Source organism: Aeromonas sp. s2 (assembly GCF_040907935.1).
Lineage (GTDB): Bacteria > Pseudomonadota > Gammaproteobacteria > Enterobacterales > Aeromonadaceae > Aeromonas > Aeromonas dhakensis.
In genome coordinates this window covers 144,068-159,883 of sequence record NZ_JBFOCR010000018.1, presented here as the reverse complement: position 1 = coordinate 159,883, position 15,816 = coordinate 144,068, and the positions used below count along the sequence as shown (strand labels likewise).

16 protein-coding genes are annotated in these 15,816 nt (G+C 63.8%); 7 read left to right on the top strand and 9 right to left on the bottom strand.

From position 1 onward, the window contains the following. Nucleotides 1–74: 74 nt before the first annotated feature. The 6 genes from AB5Y81_RS15105 to AB5Y81_RS15080 form a co-directional block, all read right to left on the bottom strand. On the bottom strand, nucleotides 75–785 hold the full coding sequence (locus AB5Y81_RS15105; protein ID WP_279484956.1) for an HAD-IA family hydrolase: 711 nt from the start codon (nucleotides 783–785) through the stop codon (nucleotides 75–77). 38 nt (nucleotides 786–823) lie between these two features. After that, nucleotides 824–1,801: a tyrosine recombinase XerC gene (gene xerC / locus AB5Y81_RS15100; RefSeq protein WP_279484957.1), complete on the bottom strand. Its 978-nt coding sequence runs from the start codon at nucleotides 1,799–1,801 to the stop codon at nucleotides 824–826. Further along, nucleotides 1,794–2,474, bottom strand: a complete 681-nt coding sequence (locus AB5Y81_RS15095) for a DUF484 family protein (protein WP_005308258.1) — start codon at nucleotides 2,472–2,474, stop codon at nucleotides 1,794–1,796. Before AB5Y81_RS15095 ends, xerC begins: the two co-directional genes overlap by 8 nt. A gap of 79 nt (nucleotides 2,475–2,553) precedes the next feature. Further along, nucleotides 2,554–3,384 carry a diaminopimelate epimerase gene (gene dapF, locus AB5Y81_RS15090; RefSeq protein ID WP_042009001.1) on the bottom strand — a complete coding sequence of 277 codons (831 nt, stop codon included), beginning with the start codon at nucleotides 3,382–3,384 and terminating at the stop codon, nucleotides 2,554–2,556. Nucleotides 3,385–3,449: 65 nt separating this feature from the next. Then, nucleotides 3,450–4,700, bottom strand: a complete 1,251-nt coding sequence (gene lysA / locus AB5Y81_RS15085; protein WP_054543964.1) for a diaminopimelate decarboxylase — start codon at nucleotides 4,698–4,700, stop codon at nucleotides 3,450–3,452. A gap of 20 nt (nucleotides 4,701–4,720) precedes the next feature. Beyond that, nucleotides 4,721–4,897, bottom strand: a complete 177-nt coding sequence (locus AB5Y81_RS15080; RefSeq protein ID WP_139431278.1) for a lipoprotein — start codon at nucleotides 4,895–4,897, stop codon at nucleotides 4,721–4,723. A 73-nt stretch (nucleotides 4,898–4,970) separates the two neighbouring features. On the opposite strand from AB5Y81_RS15080, the gene cyaY reads away from it, so the two are divergent. Continuing rightward, nucleotides 4,971–5,285, top strand: coding sequence for an iron donor protein CyaY (gene cyaY, locus AB5Y81_RS15075; protein WP_005308252.1), 315 nt, complete (start codon nucleotides 4,971–4,973; stop codon nucleotides 5,283–5,285). Next, nucleotides 5,282–5,935, top strand: a complete 654-nt coding sequence (locus AB5Y81_RS15070) for an alpha/beta hydrolase (RefSeq protein ID WP_123245765.1) — start codon at nucleotides 5,282–5,284, stop codon at nucleotides 5,933–5,935. The genes cyaY and AB5Y81_RS15070 overlap by 4 nt, the downstream gene beginning before the upstream one ends. Before the next feature lie 123 nt (nucleotides 5,936–6,058). On the opposite strand, the gene AB5Y81_RS15065 is transcribed toward AB5Y81_RS15070, so the two are convergent. Then, on the bottom strand, nucleotides 6,059–8,593 hold the full coding sequence (locus tag AB5Y81_RS15065; RefSeq protein WP_279484958.1) for a class I adenylate cyclase: 2,535 nt from the start codon (nucleotides 8,591–8,593) through the stop codon (nucleotides 6,059–6,061). A gap of 322 nt (nucleotides 8,594–8,915) precedes the next feature. On the opposite strand from AB5Y81_RS15065, the gene hemC reads away from it, so the two are divergent. From hemC to AB5Y81_RS15045, 4 genes are read left to right on the top strand one after another with little or no spacing between them, the layout of a single operon-like run. After that, complete coding sequence (gene hemC, locus AB5Y81_RS15060; RefSeq protein ID WP_279484959.1) at nucleotides 8,916–9,845, top strand: hydroxymethylbilane synthase; 930 nt, start codon at nucleotides 8,916–8,918, stop codon at nucleotides 9,843–9,845. Between the two features lie 46 nt (nucleotides 9,846–9,891). Further along, nucleotides 9,892–10,626, top strand: coding sequence for a uroporphyrinogen-III synthase (locus AB5Y81_RS15055; RefSeq protein WP_279485514.1), 735 nt, complete (start codon nucleotides 9,892–9,894; stop codon nucleotides 10,624–10,626). Next, complete coding sequence (locus tag AB5Y81_RS15050; protein WP_279484960.1) at nucleotides 10,623–11,699, top strand: uroporphyrinogen-III C-methyltransferase; 1,077 nt, start codon at nucleotides 10,623–10,625, stop codon at nucleotides 11,697–11,699. The genes AB5Y81_RS15055 and AB5Y81_RS15050 overlap by 4 nt, the downstream gene beginning before the upstream one ends. Before the next feature lie 10 nt (nucleotides 11,700–11,709). After that, a complete protein-coding gene (locus AB5Y81_RS15045; protein ID WP_215270187.1) occupies nucleotides 11,710–12,873 on the top strand; it encodes a heme biosynthesis HemY N-terminal domain-containing protein in 1,164 nt (387 codons plus the stop codon). Nucleotides 12,874–13,028: 155 nt separating this feature from the next. Here AB5Y81_RS15045 and AB5Y81_RS15040 read toward each other — a convergent pair whose 3' ends face one another. Continuing rightward, nucleotides 13,029–13,280, bottom strand: coding sequence for a YkgJ family cysteine cluster protein (locus AB5Y81_RS15040; RefSeq protein WP_005308237.1), 252 nt, complete (start codon nucleotides 13,278–13,280; stop codon nucleotides 13,029–13,031). A gap of 155 nt (nucleotides 13,281–13,435) precedes the next feature. After that, nucleotides 13,436–14,446 (bottom strand): class II fructose-bisphosphatase, encoded by a 1,011-nt coding sequence (gene glpX, locus AB5Y81_RS15035; protein WP_005308234.1) that lies wholly within the window; start codon nucleotides 14,444–14,446, stop codon nucleotides 13,436–13,438. A 220-nt stretch (nucleotides 14,447–14,666) separates the two neighbouring features. Between glpX and AB5Y81_RS15030 the strand changes: the two genes are divergently transcribed. Next, nucleotides 14,667–15,731 (top strand): porin, encoded by a 1,065-nt coding sequence (locus tag AB5Y81_RS15030; protein ID WP_010635316.1) that lies wholly within the window; start codon nucleotides 14,667–14,669, stop codon nucleotides 15,729–15,731. Nucleotides 15,732–15,816: the final 85 nt, after the last annotated feature.

Here is a 15,816-nt window from a genome sequence, read left to right as displayed (position 1 = left end):
GTTTCGACCAGCATTGAATGAGCGGCTGACATGGGATGCATGTCGGCTGTGAACTGGCGGCTGTTGAGGTCTGACTAGAGCAGCAGGTCGGCCAGCTCGCCCAGCGCGGCCAGCTCCACGTCCGGCAACAGTTGCAGCTGCTCTCCGGGTTGCTGATGCTCATTGAGCCAGGCGGCCTTGAAGCCGTGCAGCCGGGCCCCCAGCACGTCGGTCTGCGGGTGGTCCCCCACGTGTAAAATGCGGTCGGGGGCGAGCCCCAGAGCCTTTTGCACCTGCACGAACATGTCCGGCGCCGGCTTCATCCTGCTGCCAAGACCAGCCTTGCAGACCAGGGTGAAGTAATCCGCGAGGCCAGCCTGGGCCAGATCCAGGTTGCCGTTGGTGATCACCGCCAGCGGGTAGCGTGCCGCCAGCCGGGCCAGCAGGGCATGGGTCTGGTCGCTCACCTCTATCTTCGAGCGCTCGGCCAGAAAGCCGGCAAACACCGACTCAGCTTCCTGCGCGGCCCGGGTCTCGGCCATGCCTCCGGCCATCAGCGCGGCCTGGATGCCATGCCGGCGCGCCAGGCTGACGTCGTCGCGCAGCGCCGGTTGTTCCAGCAGCAGGTTGCGCTTGAGCTCCAGCCAGCGCGGCCTGTCCAGCATGGCGGTGGCCAGGTATTCGCTGCGCAGATGGGTCAGCATCCACTGCTCGGCTCGCTCGATGGCCGGGCCGTTGTCATAGAGGGTGTCGTCGAGGTCAAACGAGATGGCGGCCACCGGCTGCCAGCGGCGATAGAACTGCATGGTCTCTCCTCTTGTCGGGGCCGGCTACCCGGCCCCCGTCATTCGTCGTCCGGGGTAGCGGGATCCCGCTTCGCCCGTGGGTGGGCGCTGTCATACACCTTGGCCAGGTGCTGGAAGTCGAGGTGGGTGTAGATCTGGGTGGTAGAGAGATCGGCGTGCCCCAGCAGCTCCTGCACCGCCCGCAGATCGCCGGAGGACTCCAGCATGTGGGTGGCGAAGCTGTGGCGCAGCTTGTGGGGATGGACATGGGCGTTGAGCGCCTGTTTGTTGCCCCAGCCGTCGAGCCGCTCCTGCACCGAGCGGGCCGACAGGCGCTGCCGGCGTTTGGAGACGAACAGCGCCTCCTGCTCGTCGCCGGCCAGCAGCGGGCGCAGCTTGAGCCATTTTTGCAGCCACTCCACCGCCATCCGCCCCACCGGCAGCACCCGCTCCCGCGAGCCCTTGCCGGTCACCCTGAGCTGGCGCTCGTCGAGCTTCACGTCCGCCAGATTGAGCCCCACCAGCTCGGCGAGGCGCAGGCCGGAGGAGTACATCAGCTCCATGATGGCGCGATCCCGTACCGCCAGCGGATCCTGCTCGTCGGTGATGTTGAGCAGCTGGTACATCTCGTCCACGTCCAGGTTCTTGGGCAGCGGCCGCCCCTGCTTAGGGGTGACGATGCCGCGGGCCGGATTGGCGACCAGCCGCCCCTGGCGCACCTGCCAGTCGCAGAAGCTGCGCAGGGCGGAGACCTTGGTGGCGAGCGAGCGGGGCGCCAGCCCGGCCTTGTGCATCCGGGTCACCAGGCTGCGCACCTGACTCGCCTCGAGCCGGGCCCAATCATCGACCCCGAGCTTCACCAGCTCGGCGGCCATAGCCTCCAGATGGGCCTGGTAGTTGCTGCGGGTGTGGGGGCTGAGCTGGCGCTCGACCCGCAGGTATTCGATGAAGGCCGCGAGCTCCCCCGCCAGCGCGGCCGGCAGGGGCTCGGCGGCAGGCGCCGCCTTGGTGGAGGGGCTGGCCGGCGCCTTAGCCACGGGCCAGCTCGGGCAGCCGCAGCTGCAGCAGGCGGCCGAGCTGACCCAGCAGCAGGGTGTCGTTGTGGGGAGTGAAGTGACTCGGATCCGAGCTGGCGAAGGCCAGCACGCCGAGATCGCCGAGCCGCATCAGGGCCACCGAGTTGACCAGCACGTCGTGACCGAACAGCGCCTGCTTCTCGCTCTGGTTGAGCCGGCCGAAGTAATAATCCTGACCCGGCAGGCGCTGACCCAGCAGCTGTTCGAGCTGTTTGCCCTCCGCCATGAACTTCTGCTCGGGACCGCTTAGCTGGAATTTTTTCGGGCTGAGCCAGAGCCGCAGGCCGGTCAGTCGCAGCCGCTGCACGAACGCCTTGCCCATCACGGCGCTCACCTCGAACAGGCTCCGACAGCCGTACAACTCGCCGTAGAGATCGGCATAGACCCGGAAGATCCGCTCGTTCTCGCTGGCAATCCCCATCAGCTCGGTGATCTCCTGCTCCAGCTGCTCGATGCGCTCGCGCTGGCGATCCAGCTGGCGCTCCACCAGGGAGATGGCGCCCTTTTGTTCATGGGGAATGCGGATCCGGTCCAGCATGGCCGCGTGGCGCTGGAAAAACTCGGGATAACGGGCCAGGTACTCCAGCACTGTGGCTTCATCCACCAGTGGTTCCTGCCGTTTGAGTTCGCTCATAACTTGGTTGGTCCATCCGAAAAAGGGGCCAAGGGCCCCGACATTAGTGCTTGGCAGTGCGGGGGCTCCCCGCCCGTGCCTATAACTCTATCTGGCCGTCAAACACGTGCTCGGCCGGCCCAGTCATGTAGACCGGCTGACCCGGCCCCTTCCAGGCGATGGTCAGCTTGCCCCCCGGCAGGGTGACGGTGACCCGCTCCTTGAGCTTGCCTTGGCTGATGCCGATCACCACGGCCGCACAAGCGCCGGTGCCGCAGGCGAGCGTCTCGCCCACCCCGCGCTCGAACACCCGCAGCTTGATCTCACTGGCGTTGACCGTCTCCATGAAGCCGACGTTGACCCGCTCGGGAAAGCGTTCATGGCGCTCCATGATGGGACCCAGGACCTCCACCGGCGCATCGGCCACCGAGGGCACTTCGATGACGCAGTGGGGATTGCCCATGGAGACGGCCCCGCACATCACAGTATGCTCCTGGGCCCGCAGCAGGTAGGTTTTTTCCGCCTTCTGGGCCCGAAACGGGATCTTGCCCGGCTCGAACTGGGGCACCCCCATGTTGACCGTGACCTGGTTCTCCCCCTCCAACTGCAGCACGATGCGACCGCGCGCCGTGCTCACCGCGATGCGATCCCGGTTGATCAGCCCCTTGAGGCGGACGAAGCGGGCGAAACAGCGGGCACCGTTGCCGCACTGCTCCACCTCGCTGCCATCGGCATTGAAGATGCGGTAGTGAAAGTCGAGCTCGGGATCATAGGGCGGCTCCACCAGCAGCAGCTGGTCGAAGCCGATGCCGAAGTGGCGATCCGCCAGCTTCTTGATGACGTCATTGCTGAAAAACACCTTCTGGGTGACGCCATCCACCACCATGAAGTCGTTCCCGAGGCCGTGCATCTTGGAAAAATCTATCAACATCGTGCGTTCCTGTACCCTTGTTCACGCTCTCACCCGGAGGAACGCTTAGAGAAATCCATCAACCATCAGGGCAGCAAATGCTCACCGCGCCAGAGATCCGCCAACTGCTCGCGCTCTCTGATGAGGAACGACTGCGCCCCGTCCACCAGCACTTCGGCGGCGCGCGGACGGGTGTTGTAGTTGGAGGACATGGTAAAGCCGTAGGCACCGGCGGAACGCACCGCCAGCAAGGAGCCCTCGGCGATCGCCAGGGTGCGCTCCTTGCCGAGGAAGTCACCGGTCTCGCAGACCGGGCCGACCACGTCGTAAACCGCCTGCTCGTGGCTCGCGCGGCTGTCCACCTCGATGATGTTCATCCAGGCACCGTAGAGCGAGGGGCGCAGCAGATCGTTCATGCCGGCATCGATCAGGGCGAAGTTGCGGCTCTCGCCCGGCTTGAGGTACTCGACCCGGGTCAGCAGCACGCCGGCGTTGGCGACGATGGCACGACCCGGTTCGAACAGCAGGGTCAGATCCCGGCCCGCCAGCTTCTGCTTGAGCGCCTCGGCATATTCGCTGGGATGAGGTGGCTGCTCGGCGCCATAGTTGACCCCCAGTCCCCCGCCCACGTCCAGGTGGTGGATATGGATGCCTTCCGCCGCCAGGCCGTCGATCAGCCGCAGCAGCTTGTCGGCCGCCTCCATGAAGGGATTCAATTCAGTGAGTTGAGAGCCGATATGGCAATCCACCCCGACAATCTCGATATGTTCCATCGCCGCAGCCTTGCGGTAGATGGCGGGCGCCAGCTCGATGGGAATGCCGAACTTGTTCTGCTTGAGGCCGGTGGAGATATAGGGATGAGTACCGGCGTCGATGTCGGGGTTGACCCGCACCGACACCCGGGCCTTCTTGCCCATGCTGCCTGCCACCCGGTTCAGACGCTCCAGTTCGGCTTCCGACTCCAGGTTGAAGCAGAGGATCTCTTTATCCAGCGCGAGGCGCATCTCGGCCTCGCTCTTGGCGACGCCGGAGAAGACCACCTTGGCCGGATCGCCGCCCGCCGCCAGCACCCGCGACAGCTCGCCGCCGGAGACGATGTCAAAACCCGAACCCAGGCGGGCCAGAAGGTTGAGCAGCGCCAGGTTGGAGTTGGCCTTGACCGCGTAGCAGATCAGATGGGGGATGTCGCCCGCTGCCTTGTCGAAGGCGTGCCAGTGGCGTTCCAGAGTGGCGCGGGAGTAGACGTACAGCGGGGTGCCGTACTGCTCGGCAAGTTGTTGCAGCGAGGTGTGTTCGGCCTGAAGCTGGCCATCGGCGTCGTAGTTAAAGTGATCCAAGGGGGCGGTTCCTTCCTAAATTATTGCGGCGCGGCCTCTGGGGCTGCCTCGGCGGTCGCAGGCGTCTGTGCTTGCTGTGTGCTCTGGGTCTGGGGCTGCTCGGGGGGTGGCATGTAGAGCGGTCCCGTCAGGCCACACGCGGCCAAACCAAGAGACAGAAGAGTGGCAAGCAGACACTTGGTAAGCTGGGTAATCATAATGGTTCGCTGCGAAAAAATTTTTGGCCCTCTATAATCGCACTCACATTGTTAAAAGCAACAGGATAAACCGATGAAGGATCACGAGTATCACGCCCTGACCGACGCCTTTTTCCAGTATGTGGAAGACACCATCGACGAGGGGTATCCGGATATCGACTGCGAACGCGCTGGCGGGGTCTTGACCCTGAGCTTCGAGAACAAGACCAAGGTCATCATCAACAAGCAGGAGCCCCTGCACCAGATCTGGGTCGCCACCCGCGAGAACGGCTTCCACTTCGAGCTGCAAGGGGAAAGCTGGATCGACAACCGCTTCGGCCACGAGCTCAAGACCCTGCTGAGCCAGGCCTGTAGCTCCCAGGCGGGCGAGCCCGTCCAATTCCCATGATCGACCTGCACCCTGCCGATGCCCGTCATGCGGTGATCTGGCTGCACGGGCTGGGGGATTCCGGCGCCGGCCTGGCCCCCTTGGTGGATGCGCTGGCCCTGCCCGCCGACCTGCCGGTGCGTCACCTGCTGCCGGATGCGCCCGAGCGGCCCATCACCATCAACATGGGCTACAAGATGCGCGGCTGGTATGACATCAGAAGCTTCGAGGATCCGGCGGATCGCGCCGTGGAGTCCCATGTCAGGGAGTCTGCGGCCCGCATCGCCGCGCTGATCGAGCAACTGGTGGCCGAGGGCTTCGCCCCCGAGCGCATTGTGCTGGCCGGCTTCTCCCAGGGGGGCGTGATTGCCTCCTTCACCGCCCTGCGCCTGCCACAGCGCCTGGCGGGCCTGCTCTGCATGTCCACCTACCTGGCGGCGCCCGACGCCCTGCTTGGCGAGATGAGCGAGGCCGCTCGCGACCTGCCTATCTGCTACATGCATGGCATCTATGACGACGTGGTGAGTCTCTCCATGGGCTGGGACGCCAAGAACCGGCTGGAAGCGGCCGGGCTCTCCCCCGAGTGGCACGAGTACCCCATGCGCCACGAGATCTGCCGCCCGCAGCTCGACGACATCCGCCAGTGGCTGCTGGCCCGCCTCGCGGGCTGAGTCAACTTCGGATAGTCAAACGGCCTGCAGATGCAGGCCGTTTTCATTCGATATGGGCGATGATCCTGTGCAGCAGGGGGCCGAGACCAGGGCGCTTGCGCGCACGCCGGACCGGCCCATGCCCTACCCCGCGCCGGCGGCGGAACCGAGCTCACGCCCCTGACCGCCATCGCGCAGCTGACCCTGGCTGCGGTAGGGGATCACCTCCAGCTCGCCATTGATCTGCACTATCTCGTAGTACTGGGGCAGGTTGAAGTTGCTGAACTGGCCCGCGTCGCTGAAGCGCTCGTGGCTGGAGGTGTAGAAGCGGTTCACCCCCTGCACCAGCTCATCCTTGTTGCCGGCGAAATGCTGGTAGATCTCCACCCGGTTTGCCTCGTCCAGGATATAGATGTTGGTGCCCGCGTCCCGGGTATCGAAGAAGAACTGCACCAGCCCCTCGCTGGCGTAGGCGTCGACGATGCCAGGCAGGTGCTGGCTGTGGGTCTTGTCGAGCCGCAGCGGCAGGTGATCCAGCTTGTTGTGGGAGATGTGGCGGTAGAAGTCGACCGCGTTCTCCAGCTTCTTGACCGACACCCCGCGCCGCTCGAAGAAGATGCCGTACTTCTCCTTGCCGAGCGCCAGCGTCTTGACCAGCTGCTGCTTGTCGCGGGCCAGACGCAGTTCGATGCACTCGGCCACCAGCTGCTGGAAGCGGCTGCGCACCAGGGAACGGAAGTGCTGGCTGTAGCAGAACACCTCGATCATCTCGGGGGCGGCGGCATCCTGATGCATCTTGCCGAGGATGGTGGTGAGGGCGTCCACCACGGCTTCGTCCCCCTGGAAGTGGAGGGTACGGATCTCGCTCCAGGAGTTGCGATAGACCAGGTCCACCGAGCCCACCAGGCACTCCAGGTTGCGGCCGAACGAGAAGACGTCGGCGGCGTTGGCGTCGAATTCGATCACCTGACCCACCCAGTGGCTGGTCGGGTCCGTCTCCAGGTTGAGGAAGATGGAGAGCTGGCGAATTTCGCACGGCCGGCTCAGGGCCAGGTTGGTGGCACGGGGATACTTGACCGGGAAGGTGCCGGAGAGATCGCGACAGAACTGGTGCAGGTTGTCGATGTGCAGATCCGAGCCCTGGTTGAACAGGTGCACCCGGGACTGGGGCGTCAGCAGGCCGTTGAAGTAGGCCCAGGAGACCAGCTTGCTGATGTAGCCGTTATATTCGAGCGGCGCCCGGCCGATGATGTCCACCGGCTCCAGCGAATGCTTGTAGAGATACCAGCCGGCGCGGTTCAGGCGGCCGTGCGGCACCTGCACGAAGCTGAGATCCGGCTCGCTCAAGTCCGGCGCTATCTTGAGGTTGATGCGCTGCACCTTGCCTGGCAGGCTCTCGAACGCGGCATAGAGCTTGCGCGACAGTATGCCGATGTCTTCCGGGTTGATGGACTCGCTGATGTTGTTGCGCCGGGCAAACTGGATGAGGTTGCGGTAGCTCTGCATCAGGGCTTCCAGCAGCTCGGCGTAGGCCACCTTGACGTCCTCCACCTTCCACTCCTGGCGGTGATCCAGATGCTGCAGCCGCTCCCGGCCCCAGCCCCAGTAGTCCACCAGCTGGGTCATCAGCTCGCGGCGCCAGGCCGGGGAGTGATCCTCCTTCGGATGGCTCAGGCCGTCGCACACCTTCAGATAGAAACAGCGGCGCACCAGATCGAGCCGCTGCATGTCACCGATGGATTTGAGGTAGTTGGTCACCTTGTCCAGCATCAGGCAGTAATTGTCGAGCCGGTAGTGCATCCCCTCGTTGTGCTGGAACCAGTCGCGGCTGGTCACCGACAGCAGGCGGGTGTTGGGGTACTCGTGGGAGTAGGCCTCCATCAGCACCGACTTGAGCACCGCCTTGTAGGGGGAGTCGATGCCCTTGTAGAGCTGCCAGAGGGCGGAGCCGAAGTACTCCTCGGCCGGAATGCGGTTGAAGCCCCCCAGATCGAGCCAGTCATCCTGGCTCAGCTTGCCGTGGGCAAACAGGCCGTTGACGTAGTCGTCGTAGTGATCGTCATACTCGGCAGGCACCAGATACCAGAGCAGCCGCTTGCCTGCGATGTGCATGGCGCTGCGGTAGAACTCGTCGAGCAGCAGCAGGTGCTGGGCGCTGCCGCAGCTCTCACCCTGCATCTGGGCGTCGTTGCGCTGGCGGAACTTGTCCTCGGGGATCAGGAAGAAGTTGAGATCGACCCCCCGCTGTTCGGCCCACTTGGAGAGTTGCTGACACTTGAGATCCAGCAGCGCGAGCCGCTCCTGCGACAGACCGGCCACGTGGCAGACCCAGATGTCGAGATCCGAGTGGCAGCACTGACCGATGGACGAGGTGCTGCCCATGGAGTAGAGCCCCTGGATCGACTTGTCATGGGTGGTGAGGCCGTTCTGGCAGTTGGCGTTCTGGCAGAGATCCTCGATGAAGGCCTGCTGGGCATCGTTGGCGGTAAAACTCCAGATGCCGTGCGGCACATCCCCCGCCACATAACCGGGCAGCAGGGGGTGATTGAAGTGCAGCATGACGGGTAACAGCTGGAAGACCTGCTGCCCGTAGCGACTCATGAGACCTAACGCCCGCTGCGTCTTGAGACGATTGATGTCGTCGTAGCGCGCCACCAGCGTGTCGAGTTTTACCAGCAATGCCCTGCCTATACGAGGTGATAAATGACGCACCAAAACGGGGAGACGTCAAAAAAGTGTGATCATGTTAACAATGCAAACAGCGGTGGTAAACAAGCCCGCACACAATCGCCGGATTATTTATGACAAGTCACTAAACAGTATCACTGGAAAGCAATAATTTTTTTAAATTTCAATCAATTAACCTTGCATTTTAGTTTAATGAAAATCATTTTCAGCGGCCGTTTTTGAGCTTGGCCCCGCTTTTGCCGGCTGTGCCATGAAAGCCCCTGCAAAGGGTGGTAAGATCGTTTTCCTTCTAAAGATGAAACAACTGATTGATATGGCAGCCCGAACCCTGAAAATTGCCACTCGCAAGAGCCCCCTGGCCATGTGGCAGGCCAACTTCGTCAAAGACCGGCTGGAAGCCCTGTACCCCGAGTTGCAGGTCGAGCTGGTCCCCATGAGCACTCAGGGTGACAAGATCCTGGATACCCCGCTCGCCAAGGTCGGCGGCAAGGGGTTGTTCGTCAAGGAGCTGGAAACGGCCATGCTGGAGGGACGAGCCGACATCGCCGTGCACTCCATGAAAGACGTACCGGTGGAGTTCCCCGAGGGGCTCGGCCTGCACACCATCTGCGAGCGCGAAGATCCGCGCGATGCCTTCGTCTCCAACCGCTTCACCGCCATTGACGAGCTGCCGCAAGGCGCCGTGGTCGGCACCTCCAGTCTGCGTCGCCAGTGCCAGCTGCGTGCGGCACGCCCGGATCTGGTGATCCGCGACCTGCGCGGCAACGTCAACACCCGTCTCGCCAAGCTGGACGCCGGTGAATACGACGCCATCATCCTGGCCGCCGCCGGCTTGAAACGGCTGGAGATGGCGCACCGCATCACCGCCTTCATCGAGCCGGAACAGAGCCTGCCCGCCAATGGCCAGGGTGCGGTCGGCATCGAATGCCGCCTCGACGATCACGAGCTGCACACCCTGCTGGCACCGCTCGAGCACCCCGAGACCCGCATCCGGGTGCTGACCGAGCGCGCCATGAACCGTGCCCTGCAGGGGGGCTGTCAGGTCCCCATCGGGGCCTACGCCCTGGTAGAGGGAGAAGAAGTGTGGCTACGCGGCCTGGTGGGCAGCCCGGATGGCAGCCGCGTCATCCGCGACGAGATCCGCGGCCCGCTGGCCGACGGCGAGGCCCTCGGTCACACCCTGGCCCAGCGCCTGCTGGCCGATGGTGCCGATGCCATCCTGGCCGAGGTCTACCGGGCATGAGTGCGGGCCGGTTCGAAGCATGGCGGCCATGCCGGAGCCAGCCCTGATGGTCCCGCTGGTGGTGCGCCCGGCCGCCCAGGCCGCCGAACTGGTGGCACTGCTGCGCCAGCACGGCCACGCACCGCTCTGCTGCCCGCTGCTGGAAACCGTGGCGGGCGGCGAGCTGCAGCGCCTGCCCGAACTGCTGCCCCAAGCCGACATCGTCATCGCCATCAGCATGCATGCAGTTAATTTCACTCATCATTTTCTGTTGCAAACTGGTCAGACCTGGCCAAATATTGACTACTTTGCAGTCGGCCAGGCCAGCGCGGACGCCTTTTCTGCCGTCGGCATCACGGCAGCCTGCCCGGAGGATCCGCGCAGCGAAGGGCTGCTGGCCCTGCCCGGTCTGCAACAGGTGAACGGCAAGCGTGTGCTGATCCTGCGCGGCAATGGCGGCCGGGATCTCATCGCCCGGACGCTGGCCTCACGCGGCGCACTGGTGCACTATTGTGCGGCCTATGAGCGCCACTACCCCGCCCTGGACGGGGACGCATTGACACGCCACTGGCAGGCGGCCGGACTCGACAGCCTGCTCGTTACCAGTGGCGAACTGCTGCAACGGCTGCTGGAACTGGTCCCGGACCAACAGCAGCCCTGGCTGCACGACCGCCTGCTGGTGGTCCCCAGCCCGCGGGTGGCCGAGCTGGCCGCGGCGGCGGGCTTTACCCATATCACGATTGCCCAGGGTGCATCCAACCAGGCCCTGACGGCCGCTCTGGAACTGAGGAAGATGGAATGACTGAACAGCAAGAAGTCCAGCCGAGTGCCGCGGCCTCCGTGGCCGACAACAAGCAACCCGGCCAGCAGGTCACCAACAACAAGAAGGGCGGCTCGGGTGCAGTGCTCGGCGGTATCGCCATCCTGCTGGCTCTCGGCCTGACCGGCGGACTCTATCTGCACGGCCACCAGAACGCGGTAGCCCAGCAGGCCGAACTTGGCGCCCTCAAGCAGCAGCTGGCTGACGCCATGGCCAAACTGGATCAGAGCAACAGCAAGGATGGCGAACAGCTGGCCGCCCTCGGCAAGCAGCAGCAACAGCTGCAGGACGAGCTCAAGGGTCTGCAGACCCGGGTGCTGGATCTCAACGACAAGCGCCCCAACGACTGGATGCTGGCCGAATCCGAGTACCTGGTGCGGATGGCCGGTCGCAAGCTGTGGCTGGAACACGACCTCGTCTCCGCCATCACATTGCTCGGCAATGCCGACGAGCGCATCAAGGCCCTCAACGATCCCAGCCTGATGCCCATCCGCAAGGCATTGGCCGAAGACATCGCCCAGCTCAAGGGGATGCCGCGCATCGACCGCGAGGGGCTGACCCTGAAGCTGGCCGCCCTCTCCGATCAGATCGAGCTGCTGCCGCTCTCTACCGTCAGCATGCCGGAAGCCAAGGCAGAGCCGGATCAGGCCGTCAGCACCAACCCGGACGAGTGGGAGAGCAATCTCAAGAAGAACTGGGTCAAGTTCACCGAAAACTTCATCACCATCCGTCGTCGCGACGGCGCGGTGGAGGCCCTGCTCTCCCCGCAGCAGGAGATCTTCCTGCGCGAAAACCTCAAGACCAAGCTGCTGCAAGCCCAGCTCGCCGTCTACCGCGAGCAGCAGGCCCTCTATGACGACAGCTTGGACAAGGCCCAGCGCTGGCTGACCCAGTATTTCGACACCGACAACAGCGCCACCCACTACATGCAGTCCGAGCTGGACAAGCTCAAGGGGGAGCAGATCCAGTTCAACTACCCGGATCGCTTCAAGACCCAGGCCATGCTGGAAGAGGTGCTGACCGAGCGCCTGCAGCGCATTCTGGCCAGCAACTGAGGAGGGCACCATGATTCGTCTGATTGTACTGGTGGCCGTGATGGTGGCCGGCCTCATCTTCGGCCCGCAGGCCTCCGGCAACAAGGGTTATGTGCTGATCTCGCTGGGCAACTACACGGTGGAGTCCTCGGTTACCAGCGCGGTGATCCTGGCGGTGCTGTTTTACGGTCTGCTGCTCATTGTCGAGTGGGTGCTGGGCCGGGTATTCGGCCTGCGCCGCAAGACGCTGGGCTGGTATGGCTCGCGCCGGCGTCGCAAGGCCAACCAGCAGACCGTGGCCGCCACCCTGGCCATGGCCGAGGGGCACTACAGCCAGGCCGAGAAGCTGATGCTCAAGGGCGCCAGCAACAGCGACACCCCGCTGCTCAACTACCTGAGCGCCGCCAAGGCGGCCCAGGCCCGTGGCGATGACGTGCGCCGGGATCAATACCTGCAAAAGGCGCAGGAGGAGAACCCCAAGGCCGAGCTGGCGCTGACCCTGACCCAGACCCAGCTGCAGATCGAGCAGGGCCAGTACGACACCGCGCTGGCCATGCTGGAATCCGTCTACGCCCTCAACCCGCGCCATCCCATGGTGCTGGACCAGCTGCGCCAGGTGCACCTGGCCCGCGAGGACTGGACCGCCCTCATCGACCTCATTCCGGCGCTGCACAAGGTGGGCAAGCTCACCCCCAAACAGGAAGAGGATCTGCTGCAACAGGCCTGGCGCGGCCGACTCAGCGCCGCCAGCGGCGCCCTCGATACCCTGCGCCCGGTGTGGCAGGCGCTGCCGCGCAAGCTGCGCCAGGATCCCGAACTGCTGGCCGCCTATGGTGATCGCCTGCGCCAGCTGGGGGCCGACAATGAAGCGGCCGAGCTGTGGCTGGATGCGCTGCGCAAGCAGGTCTCGCCCCAGCTGCTGGCCCGCCTGCCCAAGCTTAAGCTCGACAGCTACCAGCCCCTGCTGACCCTGCTGCAGAAGATCCAGGATCAGCCGGGCGTCGACGCGGCGCTGGCCCAGGTCTACCTGCTGGCCGGTCAGCTGGACGAGGCCCAGCGTCTGCTGGAGCAGGAGGTGGCAAAGGCGCCGAATGCCGCCGTCTACCACGCCCTCGGCCAGGTGATGGACAAGCGCCGCCTGACCAACAAGGCCAACGAGTACTACCGCCAGGCATTGCAGCTGGCCGACGTCTGACACCCGTTCGTCGCGAAACAAAAAGAGGCCGCAGTTGCGGCCTCTTTTTGTTGGGATTACTTCGGATGGCTGCTCTCCCTGCTCCCCTCGCGGGAGAAGGGTCGGGGATGAGGGGAAACCAGCAACCACCCTCTCCCTGAGGAAGAGGGTGAGACTCAGGCCGTCATTCGCTCCAGCTCACCGATAAGCCAGATGGCCTCTTCCCGGTGGTAGCCGCACACGTCCTGCATGGGACGAAAACCGCTGCACACCGCCGGCCGCTCGGGCTGGCCGAAGATCTTGCAACCCAGCCGCGCATCGAGCTGCACACAGGGCACGCCGGCCGGTTTGCCGTCGGGCATGCCGGGAATGGCGCTGCTGATACTGGGGGCGATGCAGCAGGCACCGCAACCTTGACGACATTCCATGTAATGCTTTCCTCGGCAGGGTGTGCCAGTGTAGCAAAGGGCGGGGATTTTCCTCACTGTTATCCCGGCCACACCATGAAATAGCCCTTGCCGACCGGCAACAAAAAGCCCGACAGTGTCGGGCTTTGGTCGTTCAGCAACAGCCATCTTCCAGCTTACAGGATGATATCGCGCACCACGCTATCTTTGCGGTCCAGAAAATGGATCGACTTGATGCGACGGATGGTCCGTGATTTGCCACGGATCAGCAGGGTCTCGGTGGTCGCCATGACGCCATCGCTGGTGATGCCGTCCAGCAGATCACCCTTGGTGATGCCGGTGGCCGAGAAGATGACGTTGTCATTCTTGGCCAGGTCTTCCAGCTTGAGCACCTTGCTCACGTCGATGCCGAGCGCCTCGCAGCGGGCAATTTCCTGCTCGCCCAGCGCACGCACTTCCGGGCTGTCGCCCTTGACCTGATGACGGGGCACCAGGCGGGCCTGCATGTCACCGTCCAGCGCACGGATCACCGCCGCCGAGATCACCCCTTCCGGTGCGCCACCGATGCCGTACAGCATGTCCACTTCGCTGTCCGGCAGGCAGGTGAGGATGGAAGCGGCCACGTCGCCGTCGGGAATGGCAAACACCCGCACACCCAGCCCCTGCATCTCCTTGATCGCCTTGTCGTGACGCGGCTTGGCCAAGGTGATCACGGTCAGGCGAGAGAGCGGCTTGCCGAGCGCCTTGGCCACGGCCTTGAGGTTCAGCTCGAGGGCCTGATCGAGGTCGATGGCACCCTTGGCCTTGGGACCCACGATCAGCTTCTCCATGTACATGTCGGGGGCCTTGAGGAAGGAGCCCTTGTCGCCGACGGCCAGCACGGCCAGGGCGTTGGCCTGACCCATGGCAGTCATGCGGGTACCCTCGATGGGATCGACCGCGATGTCCACCGCGTCGCCCATGCCGGTCCCCACCTTCTCGCCGATGTAGAGCATGGGGGCTTCGTCAATTTCACCCTCGCCGATCACAATCTCACCATCGATCTGGATCTGATTGAGGATATGGCGCATGGCCGCAACGGCCGCCCCATCGGCGATATTCTTGTCACCACGTCCGAGCCACTTGTAGCCAGCCAGTGCAGCCGCTTCCGTCACTCGGGAAAACTCGATTGCCAGTTCACGTCTCATCGCATATCCAACCTTTGGAGCTCGAAAACGGGCGGCATTCTACCACAAGGGCAAACCTTTGCGCGCAAAAGTGGCGGTTCGTCACACAAAACACGGCCCTTTCACCAATTTGACATCAAACCGCCACCGACACTTCACGAGAGTGTCACCCCGCTGTCATCCCCCCTGCCTAGCATGGCCCCCGTCTTTTACAACAAAGCTTGCAACACAAGGGATTAAGATGAAAAAGCTGACTGTAGTGGCACTGGCTCTCACCGCGGCCTTCCAGGCTCAAGCCGTTGAAGTTTACAAGAATGACACCACCACCCTGGATCTGTACGGCCGCATCTACGCCGGCCAGTTCTTCGGTGACAAGAAGGAAGGGGTCGACAGCACCCATCCGAACGGAACCCAGGAGTACAGCGACAAGCAGGGCGCCAACCAGTTCGTCCGCTTCGGCGCCAAGGTCGACAGCCAGATCAACAGCCAACTGAAGGCGCTGGCCCAGTACGAAGTGCAGATGTACATCAACGACAGCGAGAAGACCATCAGCGAGAACTCCGACAACCTGCGCACCCGTCTGGCGTTCGCCGGTGTCGGCGCCGACTGGGGCAACATCACCTTCGGTCGCCAGAAGGGGGCTCCGGGCTTCCTGGCCGACTGGACTGACGTCTCCCTCTCCGACGGCTACGGCAACGAGGCCCTCGGCGCCAAGACCGACACCTTCGCCACCAACCGCGCCGGTTCCGTGCTGAAGTACTCAGGTCTGTTCAACGGCTTCCAGATCGATACCAGCTACAAGTTCGATGGCGGTGACACCGAAGAGACCACCAGCAAGGACAGCGATGCCGCCTACGGCGCCGCCGTGGCCTACACCTTCCCGTTCAACCTAGCGCTGGGTACCGCCTACAACGTGGGTATCCGCGACAAGAACGGGGAAGAGGATGCCAAGCTGTGGCTGCTCTCCGCCAAGTACGACAACAAGGCCGTCTACGCCGCCCTGAGCTATGCGGACGGCAGCGACTTCCTGGCCACCGGCAAGGATCACACCGGCTGGGAAGGGGCGCTCGGCTACAACTTCGAGAACGGCTTCGGCCTGATGGCGCTGTGGAACAAGCAGAAGGTGGAGCAGTCCGGCAAGGCCGACTACGACTCCATCGACTACTACACCCTGGGCGCCCAGTACAAGTTCAACAAGAACCTGCGCGTCATCGGCGAGTACCGCATCAACAACCTCGACAGCAAAGAGAGCGGCAAGCTCAACGTCAAGGATGACTTCCAGCTGGCGGCCCGCTACGACTTCTAAGTCGGGCCCCTCTGCTCTGCGCGCGCCGGCTGATGCCGGCGCGCTCTTTTTTGTCCGCCCCGACGCGCCCGGCCCTCCATGATCT